The organism is Pseudomonas taiwanensis DSM 21245 (assembly GCF_000425785.1).
Taxonomy (GTDB): Bacteria; Pseudomonadota; Gammaproteobacteria; order Pseudomonadales; family Pseudomonadaceae; genus Aquipseudomonas; species Aquipseudomonas taiwanensis.
On the sequence record NZ_AUEC01000024.1, the window covers coordinates 30,572 to 55,437 of the forward strand.

Consider the following 24,866-nt stretch of genomic DNA (forward strand, 5'->3'; position numbering starts at 1 on the left):
TCCCTGTGGAATAATACTGGCTACTTATACAGTTATTCGGGCCATCAGGGCCGGTCGATCACGTGAGGATTTCAATGGACGACAACAAGAAGCGCGCCTTGGCTGCGGCCCTGGGTCAAATCGAACGCCAATTCGGCAAAGGTGCCGTCATGCGCATGGGCGACCATGAGCGTCAGGCCATCCCCGCTATCTCCACCGGCTCCCTGGGCCTGGACATCGCCCTTGGCATCGGCGGTCTGCCGAAAGGTCGTATCGTCGAAATCTACGGTCCGGAATCGTCGGGTAAGACGACCCTGACTCTGTCGGTTATCGCCGAAGCCCAGAAGAACGGCGCCACCTGCGCCTTCGTCGACGCCGAACACGCCCTCGACCCTGAGTACGCCGGCAAGCTGGGCGTCAACGTCGACGACCTCCTGGTCTCGCAGCCAGACACCGGTGAACAAGCGCTGGAAATCACCGACATGCTGGTGCGCTCCAATGCCGTTGACGTGATCATCGTCGACTCCGTTGCAGCCCTGGTACCCAAGGCTGAAATCGAAGGCGAAATGGGTGACATGCACGTGGGCCTGCAAGCCCGCCTGATGTCCCAGGCCCTGCGTAAGATCACCGGTAACATCAAGAACGCCAACTGCCTGGTTATCTTCATCAACCAGATCCGTATGAAGATCGGTGTGATGTTCGGTAGCCCTGAAACCACCACCGGTGGTAACGCGCTGAAGTTCTATGCTTCTGTGCGTCTGGACATCCGCCGTACCGGCGCTGTCAAGGAAGGCGACGAAGTGGTCGGCAGCGAAACCCGCGTCAAGATCGTCAAGAACAAGGTCTCTCCTCCGTTCCGCCAGGCCGAGTTCCAGATTCTTTACGGCAAGGGTATCTACCGCAACGGTGAAATCATTGACCTGGGTGTTTCCCAAGGCCTGGTGGAAAAATCCGGTGCGTGGTACAGCTACCAGGGCAACAAGATTGGCCAGGGCAAGGCTAACGCCGCCAAGTTCCTGCAAGAGAACCCGGCCGTTGGCGCCGAGATCGAGAAGCAAATTCGCGAGAAACTGCTGAACGCAGGTGCTGTTGCTGCAGCAGGCAAGGCCGCTGCTGCCGAGGCTGACGCCGACGATATGGCCGACGCCGACGCCGGTTACTGATTGGCCCTATGTCCGCCGTACTCGACACCCCCGTCGCCGTTCGGCGGACAGCCATGGACCTGCTTGCACGCCGCGAGCATGGTCGAGTCGAGCTGACGCGCAAGCTGCGTCAGCGCGGCGCGCCGGAGGAGCTGATTCAACCTGAGCTCGACCGGCTTGCAGAAGAGGGGCTGCTCAGCGAAGCCCGCTACCTTGAAAGCTTCATCCGCTACCGTTCCAACTCCGGTTATGGCCCCGCACGTATTCGTGAGGAATTGGGCCAGCGTGGGCTGGACCGCAATGACGTCGACCAGGCACTACGTGACAGCGAGGTGAACTGGGCAGAGCGACTACAGGATGTCTGGCAACGCAAGTTCGCCGGGCAGCGTCCGCATGACCCCCGCAGCCGTGCCCAGCAGACCCGATTCCTTGCCTACCGAGGTTTCTCCATGGAGATGATCGGCCGCCTGCTTAGCGGCCGTGACCTCGATGATTACTGAGTAAAGGCCTGGCAATCGTAGGCGGCGGCTTGCTGGCATGCCCCCTCAAAAAAGCGTTCAGCTCACCTTCAAGGCCTCCCTGGCCCGCTGAGTCGTATGCATCGGCTCAGGTTTGGCCCAGTTTTCCGGCAGATTGATGAAGTCAACCAGTTCGCGCAGGCGCCCTTGGTCACGGCCATTGAAGGCAAAGCTCAGTCGCGTCAAATGGCTGAATTTGCCCAGCTCGTGCTCGGCACCACTGTCGGGTTGCTGGTGATACTTGCCGCTCAGGCGCAGGTCGGCGAATCCCTCCTGGATGTCATACAGCGCTGCATCGCTCAGCGGATGATGCATACGAATCACGAACTGGTTCTTAAGCCAGCGGCTGGAGTGGTAGTTGCTGTAGAACTGGTTGATTTCCTCCACGGCTTCATCAGCAGAGTGCACGAGGCGAAGCAGTTTCAGGTCACTGGGCAAGATGTAGCGGTTCTCTTCCAACTGGCGGGTGAAGAAGTCCAGGGCATCTTGCCAGAAACTTCCACCGGGTGAGTCGAGCAACACTACTGGAACCAACGGGCTCTTGCCGGTCTGGATCAAGGTCAGCACTTCCAGTGCCTCATCCAGCGTGCCGAAGCCACCAGGGCACAGAACCAGGGCGTCGGCCTCCTTGACGAAAAACAGTTTTCGAATGAAGAAGAAGTGGAACGGCAGTAGCTTGTCGGTGCCGCCCACCGTGGCATTGGCGTGTTGCTCGAACGGCAGGGTGATGTTGAAGCCCAGGCTGTGCTCGCTGCCTGCACCCTCGTGCGCGGCGGCCATGATGCCACCCCCGGCACCGGTGATGACCATCATGTCGGAGCGCGCCACCGTTGCGCCCAGCTCGCGAGCCAAGGCGTACATCGGGTGCTCCAGCGGCGTACGGGCCGAGCCGAACACTGTTACCTTTCTGCGGCCCTTGTAGCGTTGGAGCGTACGGAACGAGTGATCCAGTTCGCGCAGTGCTTGCAGGGTGATCTTGGCGCTCCAGCGATCGGTGTCATCGTGGGCCATACGCAAAACGGTCAACATCATGTCGCGATACAAGGGCAGGTTGGGGCTGTCGGGAGCGACCAGTTGCAGTTGTTCGTCGATCTTGTTCAGGTCGATGCCGCTGTCCCTGAAGTGGTTGAACAAAAGCTCATTCGGTTGGTAAGGCATTCAACGTCTCCTTCTGCAGCAAAACCCCTGACCGGGCCGATGGAGTGGCTCGGCCGCGACACTGCGTGTGTCGCTGGCTGCTGTGGCTCGAGTGTGCATACCGAGCATTGCAGTAGGCCTTCAAGGCCCTGATGCAGTGGTAATCAATCCATCTTCTTTGATTTCAGGATCCTCGCTATCAATCTAGACCCTTGCGCATGATCGTGCCGCAGGGAGCGAAGTCGCCGCTCGTCGGCACATGGCCCATGGCGGTGCGGGTTTGGTTAACTGGGAAAGCGAATCGTGTCGATGCAGGAGGTGGCGGTATGCATCGCTTGGTCATCGAGGTGGACTCCCAGCTCTACCAACAACTGGAAAGTGCGGCGCATGATCACCACGTAAGCCTGGAGACCGAGTGCCGTCGCAGGCTGGCGACATTGGAGTGCCAGTCACGCTACCTGCAGGCGCTGCTGGCCGAGATGCGCGCCGAGGATGAGCCGCAGCGCGCGCGGAACGAGCAGGTGCTCTGATTACTTCTTCTTGTTGCCGGCAGTGCAGCTGGCGGCGTCGAACGCTTGGTCCATCACCGGCTGATTGGTCTTGTAGACCGTGAAGCGATAGACCATCACCGCGCCTTTGGACATCAAATTGCGGTAACCGCTGTTGCGGCACACGCTGTCGCCCAGCTGGCTGCGCACCTGTGCCGGGTTTTCCTGCATGCGTGCAGCGTGGCTGGCACGCACGCTCAAGTGGTTGATCAGGGCTTTGCCTTCGACGGTGTAACCCTGGTCGAGGATGTCTTCGTTGATGGCGCGTGGGGTGCCGACGCTGCTTTCCTTGGCGACCTTCTGCAGCAGCTTGTTCAGCTCGAACTCCTGCTTGGACGCCGCCTGGGCAGCCAGGGGCAGGGTGAGCAACAGGCTCAAGGTCGGGACGATAAGACGCAGCATGAATCTCTCCTGGTTCGATGACTGGCGCTTTGACCTGCGCCGGCAGTTGGCGTTCCCTGCCCATCCGCGTCATGGCGGATAACAGTGGGGCACCCAAAGGCCGATTATAAGGGAGCGACCGGCACGCCTGCACGGCAAATGGCAACCGCTCTGGTAGACTGGCGTTTTGTATTCGCCGAGTCATCGCAGTGACCCTTTCCAACCTCTCCCAAGGCCTGCCCGCATGAACCATGCGGTCGCGCGCCTGCGTGCCGAGCGCCTGGCGCGCAGCAACAAACCCTTCATTGCCCGTGGGTCGCGTGCCGAACGTTGCCCCGACTGCCGGGTGATCGCCACTCATTGCCTGTGCGCCTGGAAGCCCCGAGTCCAGGCGGATTGCGGTGTCTGCCTGCTGATGCACGATACCGAGCCACTGAAGCCGACCAATACCGGTTGGTTGATCGCTGACCTGATCGAGGACACCGCTGCCTTCGGCTGGTTGCGCACCTCGGTGGATGAGCGCTTGTTGGCATTGCTCGAGGATCCGCAATGGCAGCCCTACATCGTGTTTCCTGGCGAATTCGTTGCCCAGGAGCGCGTGGTCAGCCAGGTCGTACGGGAACCGGGCAAGCGCCCACTGTTCATTCTGCTCGATGCGACCTGGACCGAAGCACGCAAGATGTTTCGCAAGAGTCCCTATCTTGATCGTTTCCCGGTGCTGAGCTTGCAAGCCGAGCAGATGTCGCGTTACCGCCTGCGCCGTTCCAAGCGCGATGATCATTTCTGCACTGCGGAAGTCGCGGCCATGTGCCTGGACCTGGCCGGTGACAGCCGGGCCTCGCAGGCGCTGGATGCCTACCTGGATGTGTTCAGCCTGCACTACTTGAGTGGCAAGCGTCGCCTGCCGCTGGATGAGCAGGATGACATTCATCAACGTTTGCATACCTTCCTATAGTCCAAGGGGCAACAACACCCCGATGGTTCATAATGACGGAGCTGGCAGCCAGGGTGGGCGAGGCGGCAGGGTGATCGGCTTGACCGCCCCCAACCGTGCTCGGCATCCTTGGCGCCGATTCCCCGCCGGGCGCTCCCTTCCCCCGCATGCGCCTGGCACAGAACAGGATCCATAGATCGATGGCCACATACGAAATCCTGATTGCCGATGACCACCCGCTGTTTCGCAGCGCATTGCGCCAGGCGGTAACCCTGGGCCTGGGCCCGGACGTACGCCTGGTCGAAGTGGCGAGCATCGCGGAACTGGAAACCCGCCTCGGCGAAAAGGCCGACTGGGACCTGGTCCTGCTCGACCTGAACATGCCAGGTGCTTACGGTTTCTCCGGTCTGGTGCTGCTGCGCGGCCAGTATCCGCAAATTCCAGTGGTGATGGTCTCGGCCCAGGAAGAGGCGGCTGTTGTGGTCAAGTCCCGCGAATTTGGCGCCAGCGGTTTCATTCCCAAGTCCAGCGGGCTGGAAGTGATCCAGGATGCCGTGAGGAAAGTGCTCGACGGCGATGTCTGGTGGCCGCCCCAGGCCTTCGAGAAGGTCGACGTTTCCGCCGAGGCCAAGGCGGCCAGTGAAGGTTTGGCCAGCCTGACGCCGCAGCAGTTCCGGGTGTTGACCATGGTCTGTGAAGGGTTGCTGAACAAGCAGATTGCCTACGAACTGAATGTGTCCGAAGCGACCATCAAGGCCCATGTCACGGCGATCTTCCGTAAACTGGGCGTGCGTACTCGCACCCAGGCTGCCTTGCTGCTGCAACAACTGGAATCAGTTGCGGCCAGCTAATGGTCTGCTGCTTCACGCTTTTTTGACTCGTGCTGGTCTAGTCTGCCGGCCTTTTAACGGTGAAGTGACACCTATGTCGCCATTCAAAGGCCAGAGAGGCCTCAAACGTATCGTCAATGCCGCCGGCTACTCCCTCGATGGCCTGCGCACGGCTTTCAAGGGCGAGGCGGCGTTCCGCCAACTGGTGCTGCTCAACGTCCTGCTGATTCCGACCGCCTTCTGGCTGCCTGTCAGCCGAGCGGAGCGGGCGATCATGATCGCGGTCTGCCTGCTGGGCCTGATCGTCGAGTTGTTCAACTCGGCGGTGGAGGCGGCGATCGACCGCATCTCGCTGGAGCGTCATCCCTTGTCGAAGAACGCCAAGGACATGGGCAGTGCCGCGCAGTTGGTAGCGCTGACCATGGTGGCGCTGGTCTGGGGTGTGATTCTGCTTTAAGCGATCGGCGGCAGCACGATTTCGTCGCTGCGAGTGAAGCCTGCGGTGAAGTTGCGGCACAGTTCGAGAAACTCGCGCATGGCCGAGGTCTGGTATTTCTGTTTGTGCCAGATGAAGTAGAACTGGCGCATCAGGTCGAGCTCGGGGGTTTCCACCGGTACCAGGCTGCCGCGCCGGAAAGCATCGCGCAACGCCAGGCGTGAGATACAGCCGATACCCAGCCCCGATTCCACGGCGCGCTTGATCGCTTCGGTGTGCTCCAGCTCAAGGCGAATGTTCAAGTTGGCGCGGTGGTGGCGCATGGCCTGGTCGAACGTCAGGCGAGTGCCTGAGCCTTGTTCGCGCAGGATCCAGGCTTCCTGGGAGAGCGTCTGGACGTCCGCCCGGCCGAGTTTGGCCAGCGGATGCTGCGGGGCACAGAACACCACCAGTTCATCCTCGACCCAAGGTTGAACCTCCAGGTCTGGGTGATTGCAGTCGCCTTCGATTAGACCCAGGTCAATCTCGTAGTGGGCAACCTGTTGCACGATATGCGCAGTGTTCTGCACATGCAGCTTCACCTGGCTCTCGGGGTGCACCTGCATGAAGCTGCCGATCAGCAGGGTCGCCAGGTAGTTGCCGATGGTGAGCGTAGCGCCAACAGCCAGTGAGCCGAAACCGGACTTGCCGTTGAGCAGGTCTTCGATTTCCTTGGCCTGGTCGAGCAGGGCGACGGCCTGGGGCAAGAGCTGGTGCCCCAGGGCATTGAGGCTCAGGCGCTTGCCGGCCCGGTCGAACAGCTGGCAGCTGGATTGACGCTCCAGTTCAGTGATCGAGGTGCTGGCCGCCGATTGCGACAGCGCAAGCACGCTGGCAGCGCGCGACACGCTTTGGTGCTGAGCGACGGCGACGAAGACCTGCAGCTGACGGAGTGTGAATCGCATATCTATATAACCGATAACACATATCTTGATAATTCAGTTAACAGATATTGTCGCTGCCCCTAAACTATCGCGCAACTGCGCGTTTTACGCGCTGCGTCTTTCTTCAGGAGCCCCATAAATGAGCAACATGAACCACGAACGTGTCCTCAGTGTGCACCACTGGAACGACACCCTGTTCAGCTTCAAGTGCACCCGTGACCCGGGCCTGCGCTTCGAGAACGGTCAGTTCGTGATGATCGGCCTGCAACAGGACAATGGCCGTCCGCTCATGCGCGCCTATTCCATCGCTTCGCCGAACTGGGAAGAGCACTTGGAGTTCTTCAGCATCAAGGTGCCGGATGGTCCGTTGACCTCCCAGCTGCAGCACCTGAAGGAAGGCGACGAGATCATCATCAGCAAGAAGCCCACCGGCACCCTGGTACTCGACGACCTGAACCCAGGCAAGCACCTGTACCTGCTGAGCACCGGCACTGGTCTGGCGCCGTTCATGAGCGTCATCCAGGACCCGGAAACCTACGAGCGCTTCGAGAAGGTCATCCTGGTCCATGGCGTGCGTTACGTGAACGAAGTGGCCTACCGCGAGTTCATCACCGAGCACCTGCCGCAGAACGAGTTCTTCGGTGAAGCGGTCCGTGACAAGCTGATCTACTACCCGACCGTTACCCGTGAGCCGTTCGAGAACCAGGGCCGCCTGACCGATCTTATGCGCAGCGGCAAGCTGTTCAGCGACATCGGTCTGCCACCGATCAACCCGCAGGACGACCGCGCCATGATCTGCGGCAGCCCAAGCATGCTCGACGAGACCAGCGAGGTCCTGGACAGCTTCGGCCTGAAGATCTCCCCGCGTATGCGTGAGCCGGGTGACTACCTGATCGAGCGTGCATTCGTCGAGAAGTAAGGCGGACGCTGGAACGCAAAAACGCAGGCCTTGGCCTGCGTTTTTTTATACCTGAGGTTTTTGTGCTGACATTATCGGCCCTATCGTCGGCAAGCCTGCTACAGGTGCACGGCAAGCAGGTCACTGGGCCTGATCAGGTACGACCTCCAGCACCCGAATCCTATCCGGCTGCGGATACTGCCACCTGACCTGCACATCCCAGAACTTCACCCCGTAAATCCGCTCCGGCGGCGGTACCTGATAGGCCGGCCGTGGGTCTTGGCCCAGGCACTGTTCGATCAGCTCGATCAGCGGCTCACCCAAGCGCAAGGCGTGATTCCGGGCCTGCAGCAAGGCGTTGTCGGACCATTGCACGGCAATGGCTTCTGGCGCGTCGCCAGCCATGTGGTTGTGGGCTTCGGCAATGCTGTCGGCATACGGTACATAGGGCTTGATATCCAGCACCGGTGTGCCGTCGAGCAGGTCGATCCCCGACAACAGCAGACGCCCAGGCTCCACGGCTTCCAGGCGAACCACCGACTGGCCGATGCCATTGGGCCGGTGGGTGGCGCGGGTGGCAAATACCCCCACGCTTTTGTTACCGCCCAGACGCGGTGGGCGCACCTTTAGGCGGGGCTTGTCCTCCAGCGCTTGGTGAAACAGAAACAGCAGCCACACATGGCTGACCTGTTCCAGGCCAGCTACCGCCTCGCCCTGGTCGAACGGCGGCAACAACTCCAGCACGCCCCGCGCGGCGGGTGCCAAGCGAGGCTGACGGGGGATGGCGAACTTTTCCTTGAAGCAGGAGTGGACGATGCCGATAGGTGAGACCGTATGCTGCATGGCCAATCAGCCGCGCACGCGCAAGGTCAGGCCCTTGAGGAAGTTGCGCAGCAACTGGTCGCCGCAAGGGCGGTAGTTGTCATGGCCGACCTTGCGGAACAGGGCACTGAGCTCGGGTTTGGAAACAGGGAAGTTGACCGATTTGAGTATCGCGTGCAGGTCATCTTCCTTGAGCTCGAAGGCCACCCGTAGCTTCTTTAGAATGGTGTTGTTGGTCACCGGCAGCTCGACGGGCAGCGGCGGGCGGCTGTCGTCCTTGCCACGGCGGTAGATCACCAGTCCGTCGAGGAAATGCGCCATGACGCGCTCGGGGCAACGTACGAAGCCTGCCTCGTCTTCTTTCTTCAGGTAAGTGGCGAGCACCACCGGGTGCACTTCGAGGCCGGACAGCCCGATGATCTCGGCCATCTTGGCGTCGTTCACCTTGAGCATGTAGCGCAGGCTGCGCAAGACGTCGTTGTGGTTCATTGTCGCTAAATCCTGTTCAAAGCCACGCCAAGGGCGTGGCGCTTTGCTTAGAAACGTTCGGTGCTGGCCAGGTAGCGCCATTGGCCCAGCGCCAGCTTGCCCATGGATACACCGCCCACGCGAATGCGGCGCATGCCGAGCAACTCCAGGCGCAGGTAGGCGCACAGTTCGGCGATCTGGCCAGGTTGCGGGTTCTTCAGGGCCATGCGTAGGTGGGTCTCGTTCTGCCAGCTGGCCTTGGCCCTGGGCAGTTCCCGGTCATTGCGGGTGGCGCCACGGGCCAGGCGTTCCAGTGCCTGGGGCGTGGTCTGGCCGCGCACTTCGATGATGTACTCTTGCTCCATGCGGCGCAGGTCGGCGTCGATCTTGCGGGTCACCCGCCAGTCCTGGGTGAATACCTGCAAGCCACTGGCGCCGCGCTCGAGCGGCGCGATACAGGACAGCCGGGCAAAGTGCCCGTGCAAAGGGCGCACGCCTTCGCGGTGGGCTTCGCTGAGGTTGCCCATGTTGATGCTCGCACGAGCGGTCTCGCTGTCCAGGGTGGCCGGCTGGTTCATCAGCAGTGTCACCGGCTCCAGCGTCTCGGCCCGCGCGCCTGGCAGCAGTTCGATGCGCTGGCTGTCGACCTTGAACTGAGGCTGCTCGACCACCACGCCATCGACCGTGACCCAGCCACCTTCGATGTACAGCTCGGCTTCGCGGCGTGAGCAGCCGAGTTGCTCGATCAGGCGTTTGGACAGGCGGACGGGTTCAGACATGGCTGTAATTCGCAAAAACGGGGAAAGGCGACCATTGTACCTGCCTGCGCACTCCAGATGATGGGAATCTATGTCAATTCCGCCATTTCGGAAGCGTCGCACGCTCTGGTTGTCTTGTGTCCTAGGATGCGGTGCGAATCAGCTTCATGTGCAGCAGCGGGTAGGGCTGCCCCAGTCCGTCGGTTTCCGAGCGACCGACTACTTCGAACCCCTCATGCAGGTAGAAGCCCAGTGCCTGAGGGTTCTGCTCGTTGACATCCAGGCGTTCGGCATTCAGTTCTTCGATGGCGTAGTGCAGCAGCCGCTTGCCTACGCCGATGCCGCGACTTTCCGGGGCGACGAAGAGCATATCGACCTGGCCATTGGACACGCCGGCAAAGCCCAGGATACGCTGCCGGCGGTCTTTGCAGCAGATCAGCATCACGGCATCGAGGTAGCGACGCAGGACGTGCTCACGCAACAGCAGGATGTAGGATTCGGGCAAAAAATCGTGGGTGGCGCGCACAGATGCTTCCCAGACCCGGACCAGCTCGGGGTAGTCGCTCAAGTGCGGTGTGTGTAGCGTCATTGCCGGTGGCATCGCGGGGATCCTCAAGGTCCATTGAGATCACCATAGATGCAAAAAAATACCCCGCCAGTCGGCGGGGTATTTTTCGGTCCATTGCCTTAGAGGGGCTCTGCCCACATGTCGTATTCGTCGGCGTCTACCACACGGCAACGAACCTTGTCGCCCGGCTTGAAGCCGTGGTCGCCATCGATGAACACGCTGCCGTCGATTTCCGGAGCATCGAAGAAGCTGCGGCCGACCGAGCCTTGTTCTTCGACTTCATCGATCAGCACGTCGATTTCCTTGCCGATGCGCAGTTGCAGACGAGCCGCACTGATCGCCTGCTGGTGAGCCATGAAGCGGTCCCAGCGCTCTTGCTTGACGTCGTCAGGCACTTCTTCGAGGCCCAAATCGTTGGCCGGAGCGCCTTCGACAGGCGAGTACTGGAAGCAGCCAACGCGGTCGAGTTGAGCTTCGGTCAGCCAGTCCAGCAGGTATTGGAAGTCCTCTTCGGTCTCGCCTGGGAAGCCGACGATGAAGGTCGAGCGGATCACCAGTTCGGGGCATTGCTCGCGCCAGCTCTTGATGCGCGCCAGGGTGCGGTCTTCGAAGGCCGGGCGCTTCATCGACTTGAGCACCTTGGGGCTGGCGTGCTGGAACGGGATGTCCAGGTACGGCAGGATCTTGCCAGCGGCCATCAGTGGGATGACATCGTCGACGTTCGGGTAGGGGTACACGTAGTGCAGGCGCACCCAGGCGCCCAGGCTGCTCAGGGCCTCGCACAGCTCGAGCATGCGGGTCTTGACCGGGCGACCGTTCCAGAAATCGGTCTTGTACTTGACGTCGACGCCGTAGGCGCTGGTGTCCTGGGAGATGACCAGGATTTCCTTGACGCCCGCCTTGACCAGGCGCTCGGCCTCGCTCAGCACCTCACCCACCGGGCGGCTGACCAGCTTGCCGCGCATCGATGGAATGATGCAGAAACTGCAGCTGTGGTTGCAGCCTTCGGAAATCTTCAGGTAGGCATAGTGACGTGGGGTCAGCTTGACCCCTTGCGGCGGTACCAGGTCGATCAGCGGGTTGTGGTCCTGGCGTGGTGGTACCACTTCATGCACGGCATTGACCACCTGCTCGTACTGCTGCGGACCGGTGACCGACAGCACGCTCGGGTGCACATCGCGGATGTTGCCTTCTTCGACGCCCATGCAGCCGGTGACGATGACCTTGCCGTTTTCCTTGATCGCTTCGCCGATCACTTCAAGCGACTCGGCCTTGGCGCTGTCGATGAAGCCGCAGGTGTTGACCACCACGACGTCGGCGTCCTCGTAGGTGGGCACGACTTCATAACCTTCCATGCGCAGCTGGGTCAGGATGCGCTCGGAATCGACCAGGGCCTTGGGGCAACCCAGGGAAACAAAGCCGACCTTCGGCGTGGCGGGAGTGGTGGACATGGCTAACCTCGGTATTGAAACAGGCCACCCCGGCCTCTGGCGGGGCGATCCAGGCGGGCGTTTTTGGCGCCTCTGATCAAAAAGTGCGCAATTCTAGCGAGCGCGAGGTCGCTTGACCAGCAGAAATACGACGAACGCTGCGCTATGCTTCGCGCCGTTGCGTCCGGGTCTGTGCAGGGCCCAGGCGTGGGAGTGAATTCTATTGGCCTTCGGGGCCGTCTGCGGGAGTGGTCGATGGTTCAGGCAAGCAGTCACGCCGAGGGCGGGCACGGCGAGAAACAGGGCGCGGCTCGGTCGCTGGGCCTGCTCGTGGCAGCTGTTGGGGTGGTCTATGGCGATATCGGCACCAGCCCTTTGTACACACTCAAGGAAGTCTTCTCCGGGGGGTATGGAGTGCCGGTCAATCACGATGGGGTGCTGGGCATCCTGTCGCTGATTCTGTGGTCGCTGCTATGGGTGGTGTCGTTCAAATATGTGATGTTCATCCTGCGTGCCGATAACCAGGGGGAGGGCGGCACCATGGCCCTGACGGCGCTGGCGCGGCGGGCCACGGCGGCCTATCCGCGGTTGCGCACGCTGATGGTGGTCAGTGGCCTGATCGGGGCTTCGCTGTTCTATGGCGACAGCATGATCACTCCGGCAGTGTCGGTCCTGTCGGCGGTCGAAGGCATGGGCCTGGCGTTCGAAGGCATCGACCACTGGGTAGTGCCGATTTCGCTGGTGGTACTGGTGGCGCTGTTCCTGGTGCAGAAGCATGGCACCGACAAGATCGGCAAGCTGTTCGGCCCGATCATGGTGACCTGGTTCGTGGTGCTGGGAACGCTGGGGATGTATGGCATCTCGCAAAGCCCTGAGGTGCTCAAGGCGGTCAATCCGGGCTGGGCGGTGAACTTCTTCATCGTGCACCCGGGCATGGGGGTCGCCATTCTCGGCGCGGTCGTGCTGGCACTGACCGGGGCCGAGGCACTGTATGCCGACATGGGGCATTTCGGCCGCAAGCCGATCGCCCGCGCCTGGTTCGCTTTGGTCTTGCCAGGCTTGGTGCTCAACTACTTTGGCCAGGGCGCCATTTTGCTGCAGAACCCCGAGGCCGCGCGCAACCCGTTCTATCTGTTGGCGCCAGGCTGGGCGCTGCTGCCTTTGGTCGGGCTTGCGACCTTGGCGACTGTGATCGCCTCGCAAGCGGTGATTTCCGGAGCCTTCTCCCTGACGCGCCAGGCGATCCAGCTGGGCTATATCCCGCGCATGCAGATCCAGCATACGTCCAGTCACGAGCAGGGGCAGATCTACATCGGTGCGGTCAACTGGACGCTGATGGCCGGTGTGGTAATGCTGGTGATCGGTTTCGAATCCTCTGGCGCCCTGGCTGCAGCCTACGGTGTGGCGGTGACGGGCACCATGCTGATGACCACGATTTTGGTGTCGGCCGTGATGCTGCTGCTTTGGAAGTGGCCGCCGGTGCTGGCCGTGCCGATTCTGCTGGGCTTCCTATTGGTGGATGGGCTGTTCTTCGCCGCCAACGTGCCGAAGATCGTCCAGGGCGGTGCGTTCCCGGTGCTGGCGGGCGGGGTGTTGTACCTGCTCATGAGCACCTGGAAGCGTGGCAAGCAGATTCTGGTGGACCGTATCGACGAAGGCGGCTTGCCGCTGCCGGTGTTCATCAGCAGCATCCGCGTGCAGCCGCCGCACCGCGTCGAGGGCACCGCGGTGTTCCTGACGGCGCGGCCTGATGCAGTGCCTCATGCCTTGTTGCACAACATGCTGCACAACCAGGTGCTGCACAGCCAGGTGGTGCTGCTGACCGTGGTCAGCGAAGACCGGCCAAGGGTGCCGGAGCAGGAGCGTTTCGAGGTGGAGGCCTACGGCGATGGGTTCTTCCGCGTGTTGCTGCACTTTGGCTTCATGGACGAGCCCGACGTGCCTGAAGCGCTGAAGCTGTGCCATCTGGATGAGCTGGATTTCAGCCCGATGCGCACGACGTACTTCCTCAGCCGTGAAACGGTCATCGCTTCGCGCCTGGAAGGGATGTCGCGCTGGCGGGGCAACCTGTTCGCGTTCTTGCTGAAGAATGCCAACGGCAACCTGCGATTCTTCAACCTGCCGTTGAACCGGGTGATCGAGTTGGGGACTCAAGTCGAGATCTGACGCGCATCGCGGCCTTGCGTAGCAGCCCTTCTGGATGCAGGGAGGCTGTGATCCGGGGCCGCTTTGCGGCCCATTCGCGACACAAGGCCGCTCCCACGGTAATCCTGTGGGAGCGTGGCTACGCCTCAGTTCTGTTCAGCGACGCTGGACTTGCCCTGACGGGTCTCGATCTCGCCGATCAGGCGCTTGGCCAAGGCCGGGTAATTTTCGTCGAAGTGGTGCCCGCCTGGCAGTTTCAGGCGCTCGCCCACGGCAGTCTTGTCGGTGCAACCACTTTCGTCGGTCTCTTCAACACCATAGACGCACACTACCTTCGACGCTGGCAGCTTGGCCATTTCCGGCCCGGTCGGCGCTTCCTGACCTTCCTTGCCCAGCCAGCCTTCGACTTCGATTTCGAAGCTGCCACTGCGGGCGAACGCCAGCAGAACCACGGCATCGACTCGCTGCTGATCCTCGACAGGCAGGCGGTTGTAAATGGCTGGCAGCACATCTGCGCCGAACGAGTAACCGGTCAGCACGAAGCGCTTGGTGCCCCATTTCTGACGGTAATGCTGCATCAGTTCGGACAGGTCGGCGGCACTTTGCTCCGGGGTCTTGTGCTGCCAGTAGTAACGCAGCGTGTCGATACCGACCACAGGGTAGCCGAGCTTGGCCATCTCACCCGCCACGTCGCGGTCGAGGTCACGCCAGCCGCCATCGCCCGAGAGGAACAGGGTCACGGTATCGGTGGTTTGGCCAGCCGGGACTTCCACCACCGGAATGGCAAGCGCGTTACCGTCGCGACCGACCAATGCCTGGGTCAACTGCGTCTTGAGTACCTGCGGCAGATGGATGTCGTAATCGCTGATGCTGGTCTCGGCATTGGCCTGGTCGCGCACGAACGCAGCGCTGGCGTCATCGGGGTTGTCGTTCCAGGCTACGTTCCAGTGACCGTGGGCCGCAGACTTCGGCAGGGCAGTGGCACAGCCCGGCTGTTCGAGGCTGAAGTCGACGGAGATGGCGCGGGCCTTGTCATCGCTCTGACTGGCCAGCCAGCGCCAGGCTTGAGCCGCACCCGGGCCAATACCGGCAACCAGGGTCGGCTTGTCGGACAGTTGGCTCAGGGCCTGGTCCATCGCCTGTTGCTGTTTCGCGCAGTCGCTCGGCGGCAGAATCACTTGCACCAGTTGCGCTTCGCCAGCCTGGCTGAGGTCCAGCAGTTGCTTGCCGGTCAGGGCTTGGTCCTGGGGTACGCCGATGGCGACCCTGGCCTTGGCGTGAACCCCCGGAGTTACCCGGGTCATGCTGGTGCCGTCCAGGGTCAGCTGTTCAAGGCGCGCCTCGGGCGCCGGGCGAGCCCATAGCCAGAAGGCCAGGGCGCCGCACAGCGCGGCCAGCAGCAAGGGAACCAGTACGTACAACCAATAGCGTCGGATCATCAACGTTTCACCAATCCAGTCAGGCCGCCGGCAATCAGGGCGGCAGTGTCAGCCAGTGCCACCAGCGGGTCGAGCCCGGCCGGCACGGCCATGTAACGGGGTTCCCAGTCCGGTTGGAACTTGTCCTTGAAGCGCCGCAGACCCTGGAAGTTGTAAAGCTGCTCGCCGCGGCGGAACACCATCGAACCCAACCGCTGTGTCAGCGGGGCGCCACGGCGCGGTTGCAGGCCGGAAAGCGGAACCATTCCCAGGCTGAAGCGTGCGTAGTCTCGGCTTTTGTAATGCAGGATCAGACCGATCATCATGAATTCCATGGTCAGCTTCGGCGCTTCGGGGTGAGCGCGCATCAAGTCCAGGCTGGCCAGTTCGTTACTGTGGGTTTCCAGCAGGTTGGCGAAGGCCACCGGCCGGCCCTGGAAGCGAATCAGGGCGATACGGAAGTGCTGCAGGTACTCGGCGCTGAAGCGCCCGAGCGAGAAGCCTTTCTCGCGCACGTTCTTGCCGCCGAGCCAGGCGTCGGATATCTCCTTCAGTTCAGCCAGGGGCGCTTGGCCGGGTTCGTGGATTTCCAGGCTCAGGCCATCGCGGCCGCCGCGGTTCCACGTGTAGCGCAGGTCTTTCATTTCCTTGCCTTTGGCTTCGAGGTCAAAGCGGCGCAGGTCGACCCTGGCCTCTTCGCCGAGCTTGAGCGCGGTCAGGCCGATATCCATATAGAAGGGCAGGTTCTCCGCTCGCACTTGGTAGAACACTGGGCGGGCATGATGGAGGTCGCACAGGTCGCGGAACTGCCAGATCATTTCGGCGCGCTCTTGCGCAGGGCCAATGGGGTCGTAAAGGGCCACCAGGCTGCGACCACGGCGCGCATACATCAGGAAGGCCTTGTCGCTTGGGTGGAACAGCAGCGCCTTGTCGCCAGTCAGGGCCAGGCCTCCGTCGGGTTGGTCGGAGGCCAGCAGAATCTGGTGGGCGCGCTGCAGTTCATCATCATCTGGCAGGTGGATCACTGGGCGGGCAGTGCGCAACAGCCAGGTCAGGGCGACGATCACCAGCAGTACCGCACTGCCCATCGCGGCGCGAAGACCACGCGGGGCATCGGCGTCCAGGGTGAACTGCCACCACAACTGGTGGCTGTAGGGCACATCCTGATAGGCGAACAGCAGCAACCAGACCGACGCTCCGACCACGCAGGCACTGGCTACCAGGTAGATTGGCGAGAATGGCAATTCCAGCAAGCGGCTTGGGCGGTAGAACGAGCGACGGAACAACGCCAGCAAGGCTGCGGTCACGGTCAGCAGGCTCGCTTCTTCCCAGTCGAAGCCCTTGAGCAACGATAACAAGGCACCGACCAGCAGCAACACAGTGGTCAGTAGCCAGGCGGCCGACAGTCGGCGCCGCAAGCCTTGGGCCAGCAGCAGGCACAGGACACCGATCAGGCTGGCGCCAAAGTGCGAGGCATCGATCAGTCGGTGAGGTACGAGGAACCCCATATGTTCGAGGCGGGTGTCGATTTCCGGTGTCGCACCGGAGAACAGCAGGACCACGCCGGAGAGGAACACCAGGATCGCCAGGATCGGCGCCGCCAGCCCGGAGGCTGCCTTGATAGCCTGCTGGGCGAACAGTAAGCGACGGGCTTCGTTGGCCAGCAGCAGCACGCATGCCATCAGCAGCGGCAGCACGACATAGATCAGGCGGTATAGAAGCAGCGCCGCCGCCAGGGGCGCTGCGCCCAATTGGTCAGCGAAGGCTGCCAGCAGAATCGCTTCGAAGACGCCGACGCCACCCGGTACGTGACTGAGCACGCCTGCGGCCAGGGCCAACAGGTACACCAGCACGAACGCGCCAAATGGCGGAGCCTCTGGAAGCAGTAGATAGAGCACGGTGGCTGCCGCAGCGACGTCCAGGGCGGTGATCAGCAACTGCAGCAGCGTCAGGCGAGCCCCGGGCAGGCGCAGTGTACGGCGTCCGACTTGTACCAGCAGGTTGTCGGCCAAGGGTTGTTCGGCCTGGCGTCGGCGGTATAGCCCGATGACCAGCACGACGGACGCGGCCAGCACGGCAATCGCGATACCTGCCAACAGTGTTGGCGCCATATGCAAGGCGGTGGCTGCGGCAGAGAGGTCGCTCAAGGTGGCCAAGGCTGCCAGGGGAGGCAGCGCGCAGCCAAGGGAGAGACTGGCGAACACCGTCATCCGCGCAACTTCCCCGGCACCCAGCCCCTGGCGCGCATACAGGCGGTAGCGCACCGAGCCGCCAGACAGCATCGACAGGCCGATGGCATTGCCAATCGCAAACGCACTGAAACCACCCAGCACCAAAGTGCGTAGCGGCAGTTTCACGGCTGCGTAGCGGCTGGCCGACCATTCGTACCCGAGCAGGATCACGAAGCCCACCACGGTGGCCACGAAGGCGCCGAGCAGCGCACGGGTCGGCACGCTGAGCATGGCATCGTGCAAGGCATAGATGTCGAGTTCGCTCAACAGGTGCCGGCAGGCGATCAGGCCCATGGCGAACAGCAACAAGGTCACCGCCAGCCCGATGGGTTGGCGATAACGGCTTATGCGCTCCAGCCAGGTCAGCTGGTGCGCGGCGCTGGGTAGGGCCGAGGCGATGGTAGCCTGAGGCTCAGGGTTGCGGGAGGTCATGGGGTACCCCGTGCACACAGCGCGAGGTGGGGGAAAGGTGCGGCCAAGAGAAAGTCCCTTTGGAAAACGTATCCAGATATTACTCCGGGCGACGTCGCTTTTAGCCGTCCGAGCGGGTTAAAGATAGTTCATCCAATACACGGGGCCTGGCCGTAGGGGGGGGTAAGGCGGGGAATTTCCTGGAGGGGAAAAGCAACAAACCCCGCGCTGCTGTTAAACAGGCGGGGTTTGTTCTGACGAATATGGTTGCGGGAGCCGGATTTGAACCGACGACCTTCGGGTTATGAGCCCGACGAGCTACCAGGCTGCTCCATCCCGCGTCAGTGGTGCGCATTCTACAGTTTCGCGGACGGCTGTCAAGCATTAAGCATTGATTTTTCGTCATTTTTCTTCCGCGCCTTTTTCAAGGCGCCAAAGAAAAAGGCCACTGTGTGAACAGTGGCCTTTTCTCGAATCTGGTTGCGGGAGCCGGATTTGAACCGACGACCTTCGGGTTATGAGCCCGACGAGCTACCAGGCTGCTCCATCCCGCGCCTGTGAGATCGAATTCTACGGATTTGCTTCCCTATGTCAAGCTGTTTCGTGAAAAAAACCTTTTTTGTTCAATCTCTTAGCGTACGCAATGAGTCCGCAGCTCAGGATTGACGTGGCTTTCAGCCCGATTAGCCGGTCTTGTCGCATGCAGGCTGTTTCCATAAGGGGCGCTTACGCTACTATCTGTATGAATTTACAGTGCCGATGGTAGGCCATGTCCCAGCGCAAGATCATTCACATCGACTGCGATTGTTTCTATGCCGCAATCGAGATGCGTGACGACCCGAGTCTGGCGGGGCGCCCCATGGCGGTAGGGGGGCAGCCCGAACAGCGGGGGGTGATCGCCACCTGCAACTACGAGGCCCGCGCCTATGGCGTGCGTTCGGCCATGTCCTCGCGGCATGCACTCAAGCTGTGCCCTGACCTGCTGATCGTCAAGCCGCGCTTTGATGCCTACCGCGAGGCCTCGCGCGAGATCCACGCCATTTTTCGAGACTATACCGAGCTGATCGAGCCGTTGTCGCTGGACGAGGCCTATCTGGATGTCAGCGACAGCCAGTGGTTTTCCGGCAGCGCTACACGGATTGCCGAAGATATTCGTCGGCGGGTCGCGCGCACCTTGCACATAACGGTTTCGGCGGGTGTGGCGCCGAACAAGTTCCTGGCCAAGATTGCCAGTGACTGGCGAAAGCCCAATGGACTGTTCGTCATCACTCCAGATGAGGTGGGGGCTTTCGTCGCCGCTTTGCCGGTGGCCAGGCTGCATGGCGTCGGCAAGGTCACAGCAGATAAGCTGGCGCGCCTGGGGATCGACACATGCGATGACCTGCGGGATTGGTCGCGACTTGCGCTGGTGCGCGAGTTCGGCAGTTTCGGCGAGCGGTTATGGGGGCTGGCGCGCGGTATCGACGAGCGGGCAGTGCACAACGACAGTCGCAGGCAGTCGGTCAGTGTGGAGAACACCTACGACACCGACCTGCCTGACCTCGCCAGCTGTCTTGAACGGTTACCTGAACTGTTGGCCAGTCTGAATGAGCGAATCGCCCGAATGGACAGCAGCTATCGACCGGACAAACCTTTCGTGAAGGTCAAGTTCCATGACTTTAGCCAGACCACCCTGGAGCAGGCGGGGGCGGGCAGGGATCTGGAAAGTTATCGGCAGTTGCTGAGCCAGGCTTTTGCCCGTGGCGGAAAGCCGGTGCGTTTGCTGGGGGTAGGGGTGAGGCTGCGGGACTTGCGAGGGGCCCATGAGCAGTTGGAGCTGTTCCCAGGGCCGTGAGCAATGCAGTGTCGGCCAACCTCGTGAAAGCGGCCTTGCGTCACGATAGAGCTCCTGTGTAGCCCTAACGCGACGCAAGGCCGCTTTCACGGAGTCGAGCGTCTGGCTTTTTTAGCGGTATCTGGAGAGGCCGGTTTATCAGCGATGCTTTATTACTGCACGCCCGGATCTGCCACCAACCGGCCGGTAGCCTTGGTCAGCGCTTGCAGGAACTCCTGTTGCAGCTCCGGATCGTTGCGGGTCAGCTCGATCAGGCTCTGCTCCATTTCACTGGCCTCTTCTTCCAGGCCCAGCTCCGACAGGCGCTTGACCCGGTGTACCCACTGGCCGACGTCATCGTCTTCCAGGTCATCGAAAATCAGCTCATGGGCTTCGAGCAACTTGTTGCGCAGCGTGGCGCTGACCAACAAGCTGGCATCGCCACGCACGGCGTTCTCTTCATCAGCCACATGCAGGTGCAGGGTGCCGACGTGGTTGAGGTGCTGCTCGGAGAACGGGCTGTCCAGCAGGTTCAGGCGCAAGACGCCGTTTCTGTCGGTGGTCAGCTCGTGGGTTTGCTTGCCAGCCTTCACCTCGACCAGGCGTTCACTCCAGGGCATGCTGGTGAACTCTTCACGTTTGCCCTTCTGCACTTCGCTGATGCCTGCAAGGTTTTGCTGAGCACGACCATTGGACTGCACGTTCATGAACGGGTTTACCCCGGCCACGCCGTAGTTGAGCCAATCGTGCGTGACGCTGTCCGGCAGGTTGCCCAAGGCGAAGACGTTGACCACATTGGCGCCGATCCCGGCAACCACTGCCACCGCACCCAGCGGAATCTCGTAGATCTCCCGCCAGGGCTGGTAGGGCGTGTAGCGGTCATAGCGACGGGTGACTTCGAACTCGGTGACTTCGAAGCGCTTCTGCTCATTGACCCGAACGCGCCGTTGAGGCAGTTCCATCACCTTCGGCTCGCCGACATCGATCTGCAGACTGTGCTCGAGCAATTTGCGCTCGACGCGTTCCTCGTGCTCGCTGCGCTGGGACATCTGGTTGGCGCAGCCGCTGACCAGCAGGGCGCCGCACAAAGCGGCGCCCCCCAGGGTAAAGGTACTTCGCTTGGACATGATCACTCGTGCATTGGTTATCAGCGGCGAACGCGGGCCTGCAGGAAGGTCAGCACTTCATTGAGCGGCAGTGCCTGAGCCTCTTGCTCGGTGCGGTGCTTGTACTCCAGGTTGCCTTCGGCCAGGCCGCGATCGCTGACGACGATGCGGTGCGGGATGCCGATCAGCTCCATGTCGGCAAACTTGATGCCTGGGCTGGTCTTCTTGTCACGGTCGTCCAGCAACACTTCGAAGCCGGCAGCCGTCAACTCGGCGTACAGCTTGTCGGTTGCCTCGCGAACCACATCGGTTTCGTAGCGCAGCGGTACCAGGGCGATCTGGAACGGGGCCAGGGCGTCGTTCCAGATGATGCCCTTGTCGTCATAGCTCTGCTCGATGGCCGCGGCGACCACGCGGGACACGCCGATGCCGTAGCAGCCCATGGACAGGGTGACCGGCTTGCCGTTCTCGCCCAGTACCTGGCACTTGAGCGCCTCGCTGTACTTGGTGCCGAGCTGGAAGATGTGACCCACTTCGATACCGCGCTTGATCACCAGGGTGCCCTGGCCGTCCGGGCTCGGGTCACCTTCGACCACATTACGCAGGTCAGCGACCTGCGGGACGGGGAGGTCGCGCTCCCAGTTCACGCCGAAGTAGTGTTTGTCGTCGATGTTGGCGCCGATGCCGAAATCACTCATCAGGGCGACCGAGCGGTCGATGATGCACTCCATCGGCAGGTTCATTGGGCCGAGCGAGCCAGCACCGGCGCCAATGGCCTCGCGCAGTTCGGCATCGGTGGCCATGACCAGCGGGTCGGCAACCTGTTCCAGCTTGGCGGCCTTGATTTCATTGAGCTCGTGGTCGCCACGGACCACCAGGGCGACCAGTTTGCCTTCCTCGGCACCGCGGACGATCAGGGTCTTGACGGTTTTCTCGATCGGCAGGCCGAAGTTGTCCACCAGATCCTTGATGGTCTTGGCATTCGGGGTGTCGACCAGGCGCAGTTCTTCAGTTGGCGCAGGGCGCACGGTTTCGCGCGGGATGGCCTCGGCCTTCTCGATATTGGCTGCGTAATCGGAAGTGTCGCTGAAGATCACGTCGTCTTCGCCGGACTCGGCCAGTACGTGGAACTCGTGCGAGTAGCTACCACCGATAGAGCCGGTGTCGGCCTGCACTGGGCGGAAGTCCAGGCCCAGGCGAGTGAAGATATTGCTGTACGCCTGGTGCATGCGGTCGTAGGTTTCTTGCAAGGAAGCCTGGTCGGCATGGAACGAGTAGGCGTCCTTCATGATGAACTCGCGGCCGCGCATCAGGCCGAAGCGCGGGCGGATCTCGTCACGGAACTTGGTCTGGATCTGGTACATGTTGAGCGGCAGCTGTTTATAGCTGGACAGCTCGTTACGGGCCAGGTCGGTGATGACCTCTTCGTGGGTCGGGCCGACGCAGAAGTCACGATTGTGGCGGTCTTTCAGGCGCAGCAGTTCAGGGCCGTATTGCTCCCAGCGGCCGGACTCCTGCCACAGCTCGGCAGGTTGGATGCTTGGCATCAACACTTCCAGGGCCCCAGCAGCGTTCATTTCCTCGCGGACCACGGCCTCGACCTTGCGCATTACCCGCAGGCCCATCGGCAGCCAGGTATACAGGCCGGAGGCCAGCTTGCGGATCATGCCAGCGCGCAGCATGAGCTGGTGGCTGATGACCACGGCGTCGGCAGGGGTTTCTTTTTGGGTGGCGAGCAAATATTGACTGGTGCGCATGGTGAGCCGTGTCGATTGCCTGAATGTGAAATGACCCCGCATTGTACGGGGGCGAAACGAAAGCGTACAGAATGCAGCACTGGCTGGCAGTTGTCAGCCAAGAAAAAACCCGGCATGTGCCGGGCTTTTTCAATTGCGAAGCGCTGTCGGCCGAAGCTTACAGGATGCTCAGCGGGTACTCGAGGATCAGGCGCAGGTCGTTGTTGTCCGAAGCGTAGTCGGCGTTGTACGCGTTGTTTGCACGGTAAACGGCGTAGCGTACGCGGAAGGACAGGTCTTTGGCCGGGCCTTCCTGAATGACGTACTTGGACTCGACGTTGAGCTCGTGTTCCTTACCTTCGGTGTTGGAAGTAGTCTCGATGTTGTCACCGTAGACGTAACGGGTCATGAAGCTCAGGCCAGGTACGCCGTAGGAAGCCATGTTCAGGTCGTAGCGAGCCTGCCAGGATTTCTCTTCGGCACCGACGAAGTCGGAGATCTGGATGGAGTTGGACACGAAGACAGTGCCGTTACCATCGACGCCATACAGGTAGCCGGTGTCGCCGCTGGAGCGCTGGTAGGCCAGGGTGAACTTGTGGCCGCCCAGGCTATAGGCAGCTGCAAGGCTCCACAGTTTGTTGTCCAGTTCGCCGTAGAGTTTCTGGCCCTGGTCCTTGGAGCGATAGCCGTTGAAGTCGAAGTTCAGCGCTTGGGTATCATCGATCGGCAGGGTGTAGTTGAGGTTGATGTACTGCTTCTTGAAGTAGTCATCGACATCAGAGGCTGCCAGGGTACCGACGAAGTTGTCGGTGAAGGAGTAGGTGGCACCGGCAATGTTGGCCGACGTCAGGCCAGGCGTGTGCTTGCCGTTGATGCTGTCCTTGCCCATGCCGGTTTGCGAGCTCAGCGCGGTGAAGCGACCGGCGCTCAATTCCAGGCCCTTGATCTCCTTGCTGGTGATCAAGGTACCTTCCGCCACTTCTGGCAGCAGACGGCTGTCATCGGTCGCGAACACAGGGCTTGCGACGAACTGGCGGCCATACTTCAGGGTGGTGTCGGAGAGGCGGAACTTGACGGCTGCGCCGCCTTTGCCTTGCGAATCTTCCGGGTGGCCGTCGCTGTCGGTGCGGAACAGGCCGTTACCGGCAGTGCCTTTGCCGCCATCGAACTTGACGCTACCCATGGCCATGAGGTCAACGCCCACGCCGATGGTGCCCTGGGTGAAGCCGGATTCGAAGGTGCCCAGCAGCGATGCGCCGCTGTCTTCGCGGTGGCCGCTCTTGAAGCCGCTGGAGCGGGTTGGGTCGGCAATGTTGCCTGCACCGTGCTTGAAGTCGCGGTTCATGTACATGGCGCGAGTCTTCAGGTTCAGCGAACTGTCTTCGATGAAACCTTTTGCTTCGTCTTGCGAAGAGGCTACGGCGAACTGCGAGGTCCCTGCCGCAACGGCCAGGGCGATCATGCTCCACTTCATCACGCGCATCGTGATTTGCTCCTTTGGTTTTTAGGAAGAGTACCGCTGTGCCCAAGTTTTTTAGTTATATGGGACAGCTCTTTCTTGTTATGTCGGCGAAAATGTATAGCACGCTGACTGTTGTTGGCGATATGGGAATAAACATCCTTTCGGTAACGTTACGCTCATGTCGCTTCTAGGTAGTTCCATGTCGCAAATCACGCCTCCCCAAGTGAGGCGTACAACGCCAGCGCTGTTTCTGTCACCGTAATCGATCTGTAATAAGAAAGTCCGGTTCGAGAAACTCCCTGGTGCCTCCAATGCCGCTGTTGTTATTTGTCGCGTCCACCCGGTCAATGCAGGTGTCGTGCCGACTTGGCGTGAAGGGAATGCAACAACCGTGCTCAAAATTCGCAACGCTTCATGAAATTTTCACAAAATCCCCGGGCAAGGGGCGCGAAGTCCCGCAAATACGGGGCGGTATCGGGGTGGGTGGTCTGCCGCCGAAGCACGTCGGCAAATGCCCAAAAGCTGCCTTAAAAGTCAATGTGTTACCGCGGACTGTTCAAGTTGAGTCGTTTGCGTGGGGGGATGTGTGGTGGGATCCACATTTTCGGCATCATTTTGGTGCGAAAAGTAGCGCAGTGTTACCGCAAGCGTGCAAAGGTGGCTCGTCCGTGAACCGAAAGTGAGCGCAATTCGAGCCGTTGCATGTCCAAAGGGGCGAAGCAGGGTATCCTCTGCGCAGGTTTTCCCGCATTCGACGGGGCTGTTTTCTTAG

22 protein-coding genes and 2 tRNA genes are annotated in these 24,866 nt (G+C 61.3%); 9 read left to right on the forward strand and 15 right to left on the reverse strand.

What is annotated here, in order from left to right:
• The first annotated feature begins 74 nt into the window (after positions 1–74).
• Together recA and recX are read left to right on the forward strand one after the other, a co-directional pair.
• A complete protein-coding gene (gene recA, locus H620_RS0111525) occupies positions 75–1,142 on the forward strand; it encodes a recombinase RecA (protein WP_023381942.1) in 1,068 nt (355 codons plus the stop codon).
• An 8-nt stretch (positions 1,143–1,150) separates the two neighbouring features.
• Entirely contained in the window at positions 1,151–1,621 is a 471-nt protein-coding gene (gene recX / locus H620_RS0111530) for a recombination regulator RecX (RefSeq protein ID WP_023381941.1), read from the forward strand.
• A 57-nt stretch (positions 1,622–1,678) separates the two neighbouring features.
• Here recX and H620_RS0111535 read toward each other — a convergent pair whose 3' ends face one another.
• On the reverse strand, positions 1,679–2,797 hold the full coding sequence (locus H620_RS0111535; RefSeq protein WP_023381940.1) for an LOG family protein: 1,119 nt from the start codon (positions 2,795–2,797) through the stop codon (positions 1,679–1,681).
• A gap of 305 nt (positions 2,798–3,102) precedes the next feature.
• On the opposite strand from H620_RS0111535, the gene H620_RS0111540 reads away from it, so the two are divergent.
• On the forward strand, positions 3,103–3,306 hold the full coding sequence (locus H620_RS0111540; RefSeq protein ID WP_023381939.1) for a hypothetical protein: 204 nt from the start codon (positions 3,103–3,105) through the stop codon (positions 3,304–3,306).
• Here H620_RS0111540 and H620_RS0111545 read toward each other — a convergent pair whose 3' ends face one another.
• A complete protein-coding gene (locus H620_RS0111545) occupies positions 3,307–3,726 on the reverse strand; it encodes a quorum-sensing-regulated virulence factor family protein (RefSeq protein WP_023381938.1) in 420 nt (139 codons plus the stop codon).
• A gap of 223 nt (positions 3,727–3,949) precedes the next feature.
• Between H620_RS0111545 and H620_RS0111550 the strand changes: the two genes are divergently transcribed.
• The 3 genes from H620_RS0111550 (at position 3,950) to H620_RS0111560 (ending at position 5,926) form a co-directional block, all read left to right on the forward strand.
• The gene (locus H620_RS0111550) at positions 3,950–4,660 is read left to right on the forward strand and encodes a tRNA-uridine aminocarboxypropyltransferase (RefSeq protein ID WP_027907393.1); all 711 of its coding nucleotides are present in this window, start codon (positions 3,950–3,952) and stop codon (positions 4,658–4,660) included.
• Between the two features lie 179 nt (positions 4,661–4,839).
• Positions 4,840–5,490, forward strand: coding sequence for a response regulator transcription factor ErdR (erdR, locus tag H620_RS0111555; RefSeq protein ID WP_023381936.1), 651 nt, complete (start codon positions 4,840–4,842; stop codon positions 5,488–5,490).
• Positions 5,491–5,563: 73 nt separating this feature from the next.
• Positions 5,564–5,926 (forward strand): diacylglycerol kinase, encoded by a 363-nt coding sequence (locus H620_RS0111560; RefSeq protein ID WP_023381935.1) that lies wholly within the window; start codon positions 5,564–5,566, stop codon positions 5,924–5,926.
• Here the strand turns inward: H620_RS0111560 and finR are convergent.
• Positions 5,923–6,849 carry a LysR family transcriptional regulator FinR gene (finR, locus tag H620_RS0111565; protein WP_023381934.1) on the reverse strand — a complete coding sequence of 309 codons (927 nt, stop codon included), beginning with the start codon at positions 6,847–6,849 and terminating at the stop codon, positions 5,923–5,925. The two genes, H620_RS0111560 and finR, sit on opposite strands and share 4 nt — an antisense overlap.
• Positions 6,850–6,967: 118 nt before the next feature.
• On the opposite strand from finR, the gene fpr reads away from it, so the two are divergent.
• Positions 6,968–7,747 carry a ferredoxin-NADP reductase gene (gene fpr, locus H620_RS0111570; RefSeq protein ID WP_023381933.1) on the forward strand — a complete coding sequence of 260 codons (780 nt, stop codon included), beginning with the start codon at positions 6,968–6,970 and terminating at the stop codon, positions 7,745–7,747.
• 120 nt (positions 7,748–7,867) lie between these two features.
• On the opposite strand, the gene tsaA is transcribed toward fpr, so the two are convergent.
• The 5 genes from tsaA to rimO form a co-directional block, all read right to left on the reverse strand.
• The gene (gene tsaA, locus H620_RS0111575) at positions 7,868–8,569 is read right to left on the reverse strand and encodes a tRNA (N6-threonylcarbamoyladenosine(37)-N6)-methyltransferase TrmO (RefSeq protein ID WP_023381932.1); all 702 of its coding nucleotides are present in this window, start codon (positions 8,567–8,569) and stop codon (positions 7,868–7,870) included.
• A gap of 6 nt (positions 8,570–8,575) precedes the next feature.
• The gene (locus tag H620_RS0111580; protein ID WP_027907394.1) at positions 8,576–9,037 is read right to left on the reverse strand and encodes a YehS family protein; all 462 of its coding nucleotides are present in this window, start codon (positions 9,035–9,037) and stop codon (positions 8,576–8,578) included.
• Between the two features lie 47 nt (positions 9,038–9,084).
• A complete protein-coding gene (locus H620_RS0111585; RefSeq protein ID WP_023381930.1) occupies positions 9,085–9,795 on the reverse strand; it encodes an rRNA pseudouridine synthase in 711 nt (236 codons plus the stop codon).
• Between the two features lie 121 nt (positions 9,796–9,916).
• Positions 9,917–10,375, reverse strand: a complete 459-nt coding sequence (locus tag H620_RS0111590; protein ID WP_023381929.1) for a GNAT family N-acetyltransferase — start codon at positions 10,373–10,375, stop codon at positions 9,917–9,919.
• Between the two features lie 86 nt (positions 10,376–10,461).
• Complete coding sequence (rimO, locus tag H620_RS0111595; protein ID WP_023381928.1) at positions 10,462–11,793, reverse strand: 30S ribosomal protein S12 methylthiotransferase RimO; 1,332 nt, start codon at positions 11,791–11,793, stop codon at positions 10,462–10,464.
• A gap of 234 nt (positions 11,794–12,027) precedes the next feature.
• On the opposite strand from rimO, the gene H620_RS0111600 reads away from it, so the two are divergent.
• On the forward strand, positions 12,028–13,938 hold the full coding sequence (locus H620_RS0111600; protein ID WP_023381927.1) for a potassium transporter Kup: 1,911 nt from the start codon (positions 12,028–12,030) through the stop codon (positions 13,936–13,938).
• 125 nt (positions 13,939–14,063) lie between these two features.
• On the opposite strand, the gene H620_RS0111605 is transcribed toward H620_RS0111600, so the two are convergent.
• The 4 genes from H620_RS0111605 to H620_RS0111620 form a co-directional block, all read right to left on the reverse strand.
• Entirely contained in the window at positions 14,064–15,356 is a 1,293-nt protein-coding gene (locus H620_RS0111605) for a virulence factor family protein (protein WP_023381926.1), read from the reverse strand.
• Positions 15,356–17,998, reverse strand: a complete 2,643-nt coding sequence (gene mprF / locus H620_RS0111610; RefSeq protein WP_027907395.1) for a bifunctional lysylphosphatidylglycerol flippase/synthetase MprF — start codon at positions 17,996–17,998, stop codon at positions 15,356–15,358. The genes H620_RS0111605 and mprF overlap by 1 nt, the downstream gene beginning before the upstream one ends.
• Positions 17,999–18,241: 243 nt before the next feature.
• Positions 18,242–18,318: transfer RNA gene (locus tag H620_RS0111615), tRNA-Met, on the reverse strand.
• A 136-nt stretch (positions 18,319–18,454) separates the two neighbouring features.
• A tRNA-Met gene (locus H620_RS0111620) sits at positions 18,455–18,531 on the reverse strand.
• Between the two features lie 215 nt (positions 18,532–18,746).
• Here H620_RS0111620 and dinB point away from each other — a divergent pair.
• Positions 18,747–19,811: a DNA polymerase IV gene (dinB, locus tag H620_RS0111625; protein WP_027907396.1), complete on the forward strand. Its 1,065-nt coding sequence runs from the start codon at positions 18,747–18,749 to the stop codon at positions 19,809–19,811.
• A gap of 152 nt (positions 19,812–19,963) precedes the next feature.
• Here the strand turns inward: dinB and H620_RS0111630 are convergent, their stop codons facing one another.
• The 3 genes from H620_RS0111630 to H620_RS0111640 form a co-directional block, all read right to left on the reverse strand.
• The gene (locus H620_RS0111630; RefSeq protein WP_023381923.1) at positions 19,964–20,917 is read right to left on the reverse strand and encodes a YceB family lipoprotein; all 954 of its coding nucleotides are present in this window, start codon (positions 20,915–20,917) and stop codon (positions 19,964–19,966) included.
• A 20-nt stretch (positions 20,918–20,937) separates the two neighbouring features.
• The gene (locus H620_RS0111635) at positions 20,938–22,653 is read right to left on the reverse strand and encodes a proline--tRNA ligase (protein ID WP_023381922.1); all 1,716 of its coding nucleotides are present in this window, start codon (positions 22,651–22,653) and stop codon (positions 20,938–20,940) included.
• 157 nt (positions 22,654–22,810) lie between these two features.
• Positions 22,811–24,115 (reverse strand): OprD family porin, encoded by a 1,305-nt coding sequence (locus H620_RS0111640; RefSeq protein ID WP_023381921.1) that lies wholly within the window; start codon positions 24,113–24,115, stop codon positions 22,811–22,813.
• Positions 24,116–24,866: the final 751 nt, after the last annotated feature.

Bases quoted from the DNA above. Each gene is read 5' to 3' on its own strand.
- recA (WP_023381942.1), top strand. From the start codon at position 75: ATGGACGACAACAAGAAGCGCGCCTTGGCTGCGGCCCTGGGTCAAATC.
- recX (WP_023381941.1), top strand. From the start codon at position 1,151: ATGTCCGCCGTACTCGACACCCCCGTCGCCGTTCGGCGGACAGCCATG.
- H620_RS0111535 (WP_023381940.1), bottom strand. From the start codon at position 2,797: ATGCCTTACCAACCGAATGAGCTTTTGTTCAACCACTTCAGGGACAGC.
- H620_RS0111540 (WP_023381939.1), top strand. From the start codon at position 3,103: ATGCATCGCTTGGTCATCGAGGTGGACTCCCAGCTCTACCAACAACTG.
- H620_RS0111545 (WP_023381938.1), bottom strand. From the start codon at position 3,726: ATGCTGCGTCTTATCGTCCCGACCTTGAGCCTGTTGCTCACCCTGCCC.
- H620_RS0111550 (WP_027907393.1), top strand. From the start codon at position 3,950: ATGAACCATGCGGTCGCGCGCCTGCGTGCCGAGCGCCTGGCGCGCAGC.
- erdR (WP_023381936.1), top strand. From the start codon at position 4,840: ATGGCCACATACGAAATCCTGATTGCCGATGACCACCCGCTGTTTCGC.
- H620_RS0111560 (WP_023381935.1), top strand. From the start codon at position 5,564: ATGTCGCCATTCAAAGGCCAGAGAGGCCTCAAACGTATCGTCAATGCC.
- finR (WP_023381934.1), bottom strand. From the start codon at position 6,849: ATGCGATTCACACTCCGTCAGCTGCAGGTCTTCGTCGCCGTCGCTCAG.
- fpr (WP_023381933.1), top strand. From the start codon at position 6,968: ATGAGCAACATGAACCACGAACGTGTCCTCAGTGTGCACCACTGGAAC.
- tsaA (WP_023381932.1), bottom strand. From the start codon at position 8,569: ATGCAGCATACGGTCTCACCTATCGGCATCGTCCACTCCTGCTTCAAG.
- H620_RS0111580 (WP_027907394.1), bottom strand. From the start codon at position 9,037: ATGAACCACAACGACGTCTTGCGCAGCCTGCGCTACATGCTCAAGGTG.
- H620_RS0111585 (WP_023381930.1), bottom strand. From the start codon at position 9,795: ATGTCTGAACCCGTCCGCCTGTCCAAACGCCTGATCGAGCAACTCGGC.
- H620_RS0111590 (WP_023381929.1), bottom strand. From the start codon at position 10,375: ATGCCACCGGCAATGACGCTACACACACCGCACTTGAGCGACTACCCC.
- rimO (WP_023381928.1), bottom strand. From the start codon at position 11,793: ATGTCCACCACTCCCGCCACGCCGAAGGTCGGCTTTGTTTCCCTGGGT.
- H620_RS0111600 (WP_023381927.1), top strand. From the start codon at position 12,028: ATGGTTCAGGCAAGCAGTCACGCCGAGGGCGGGCACGGCGAGAAACAG.
- H620_RS0111605 (WP_023381926.1), bottom strand. From the start codon at position 15,356: ATGATCCGACGCTATTGGTTGTACGTACTGGTTCCCTTGCTGCTGGCC.
- mprF (WP_027907395.1), bottom strand. From the start codon at position 17,998: ATGACCTCCCGCAACCCTGAGCCTCAGGCTACCATCGCCTCGGCCCTA.
- dinB (WP_027907396.1), top strand. From the start codon at position 18,747: ATGTCCCAGCGCAAGATCATTCACATCGACTGCGATTGTTTCTATGCC.
- H620_RS0111630 (WP_023381923.1), bottom strand. From the start codon at position 20,917: ATGTCCAAGCGAAGTACCTTTACCCTGGGGGGCGCCGCTTTGTGCGGC.
- H620_RS0111635 (WP_023381922.1), bottom strand. From the start codon at position 22,653: ATGCGCACCAGTCAATATTTGCTCGCCACCCAAAAAGAAACCCCTGCC.
- H620_RS0111640 (WP_023381921.1), bottom strand. From the start codon at position 24,115: ATGCGCGTGATGAAGTGGAGCATGATCGCCCTGGCCGTTGCGGCAGGG.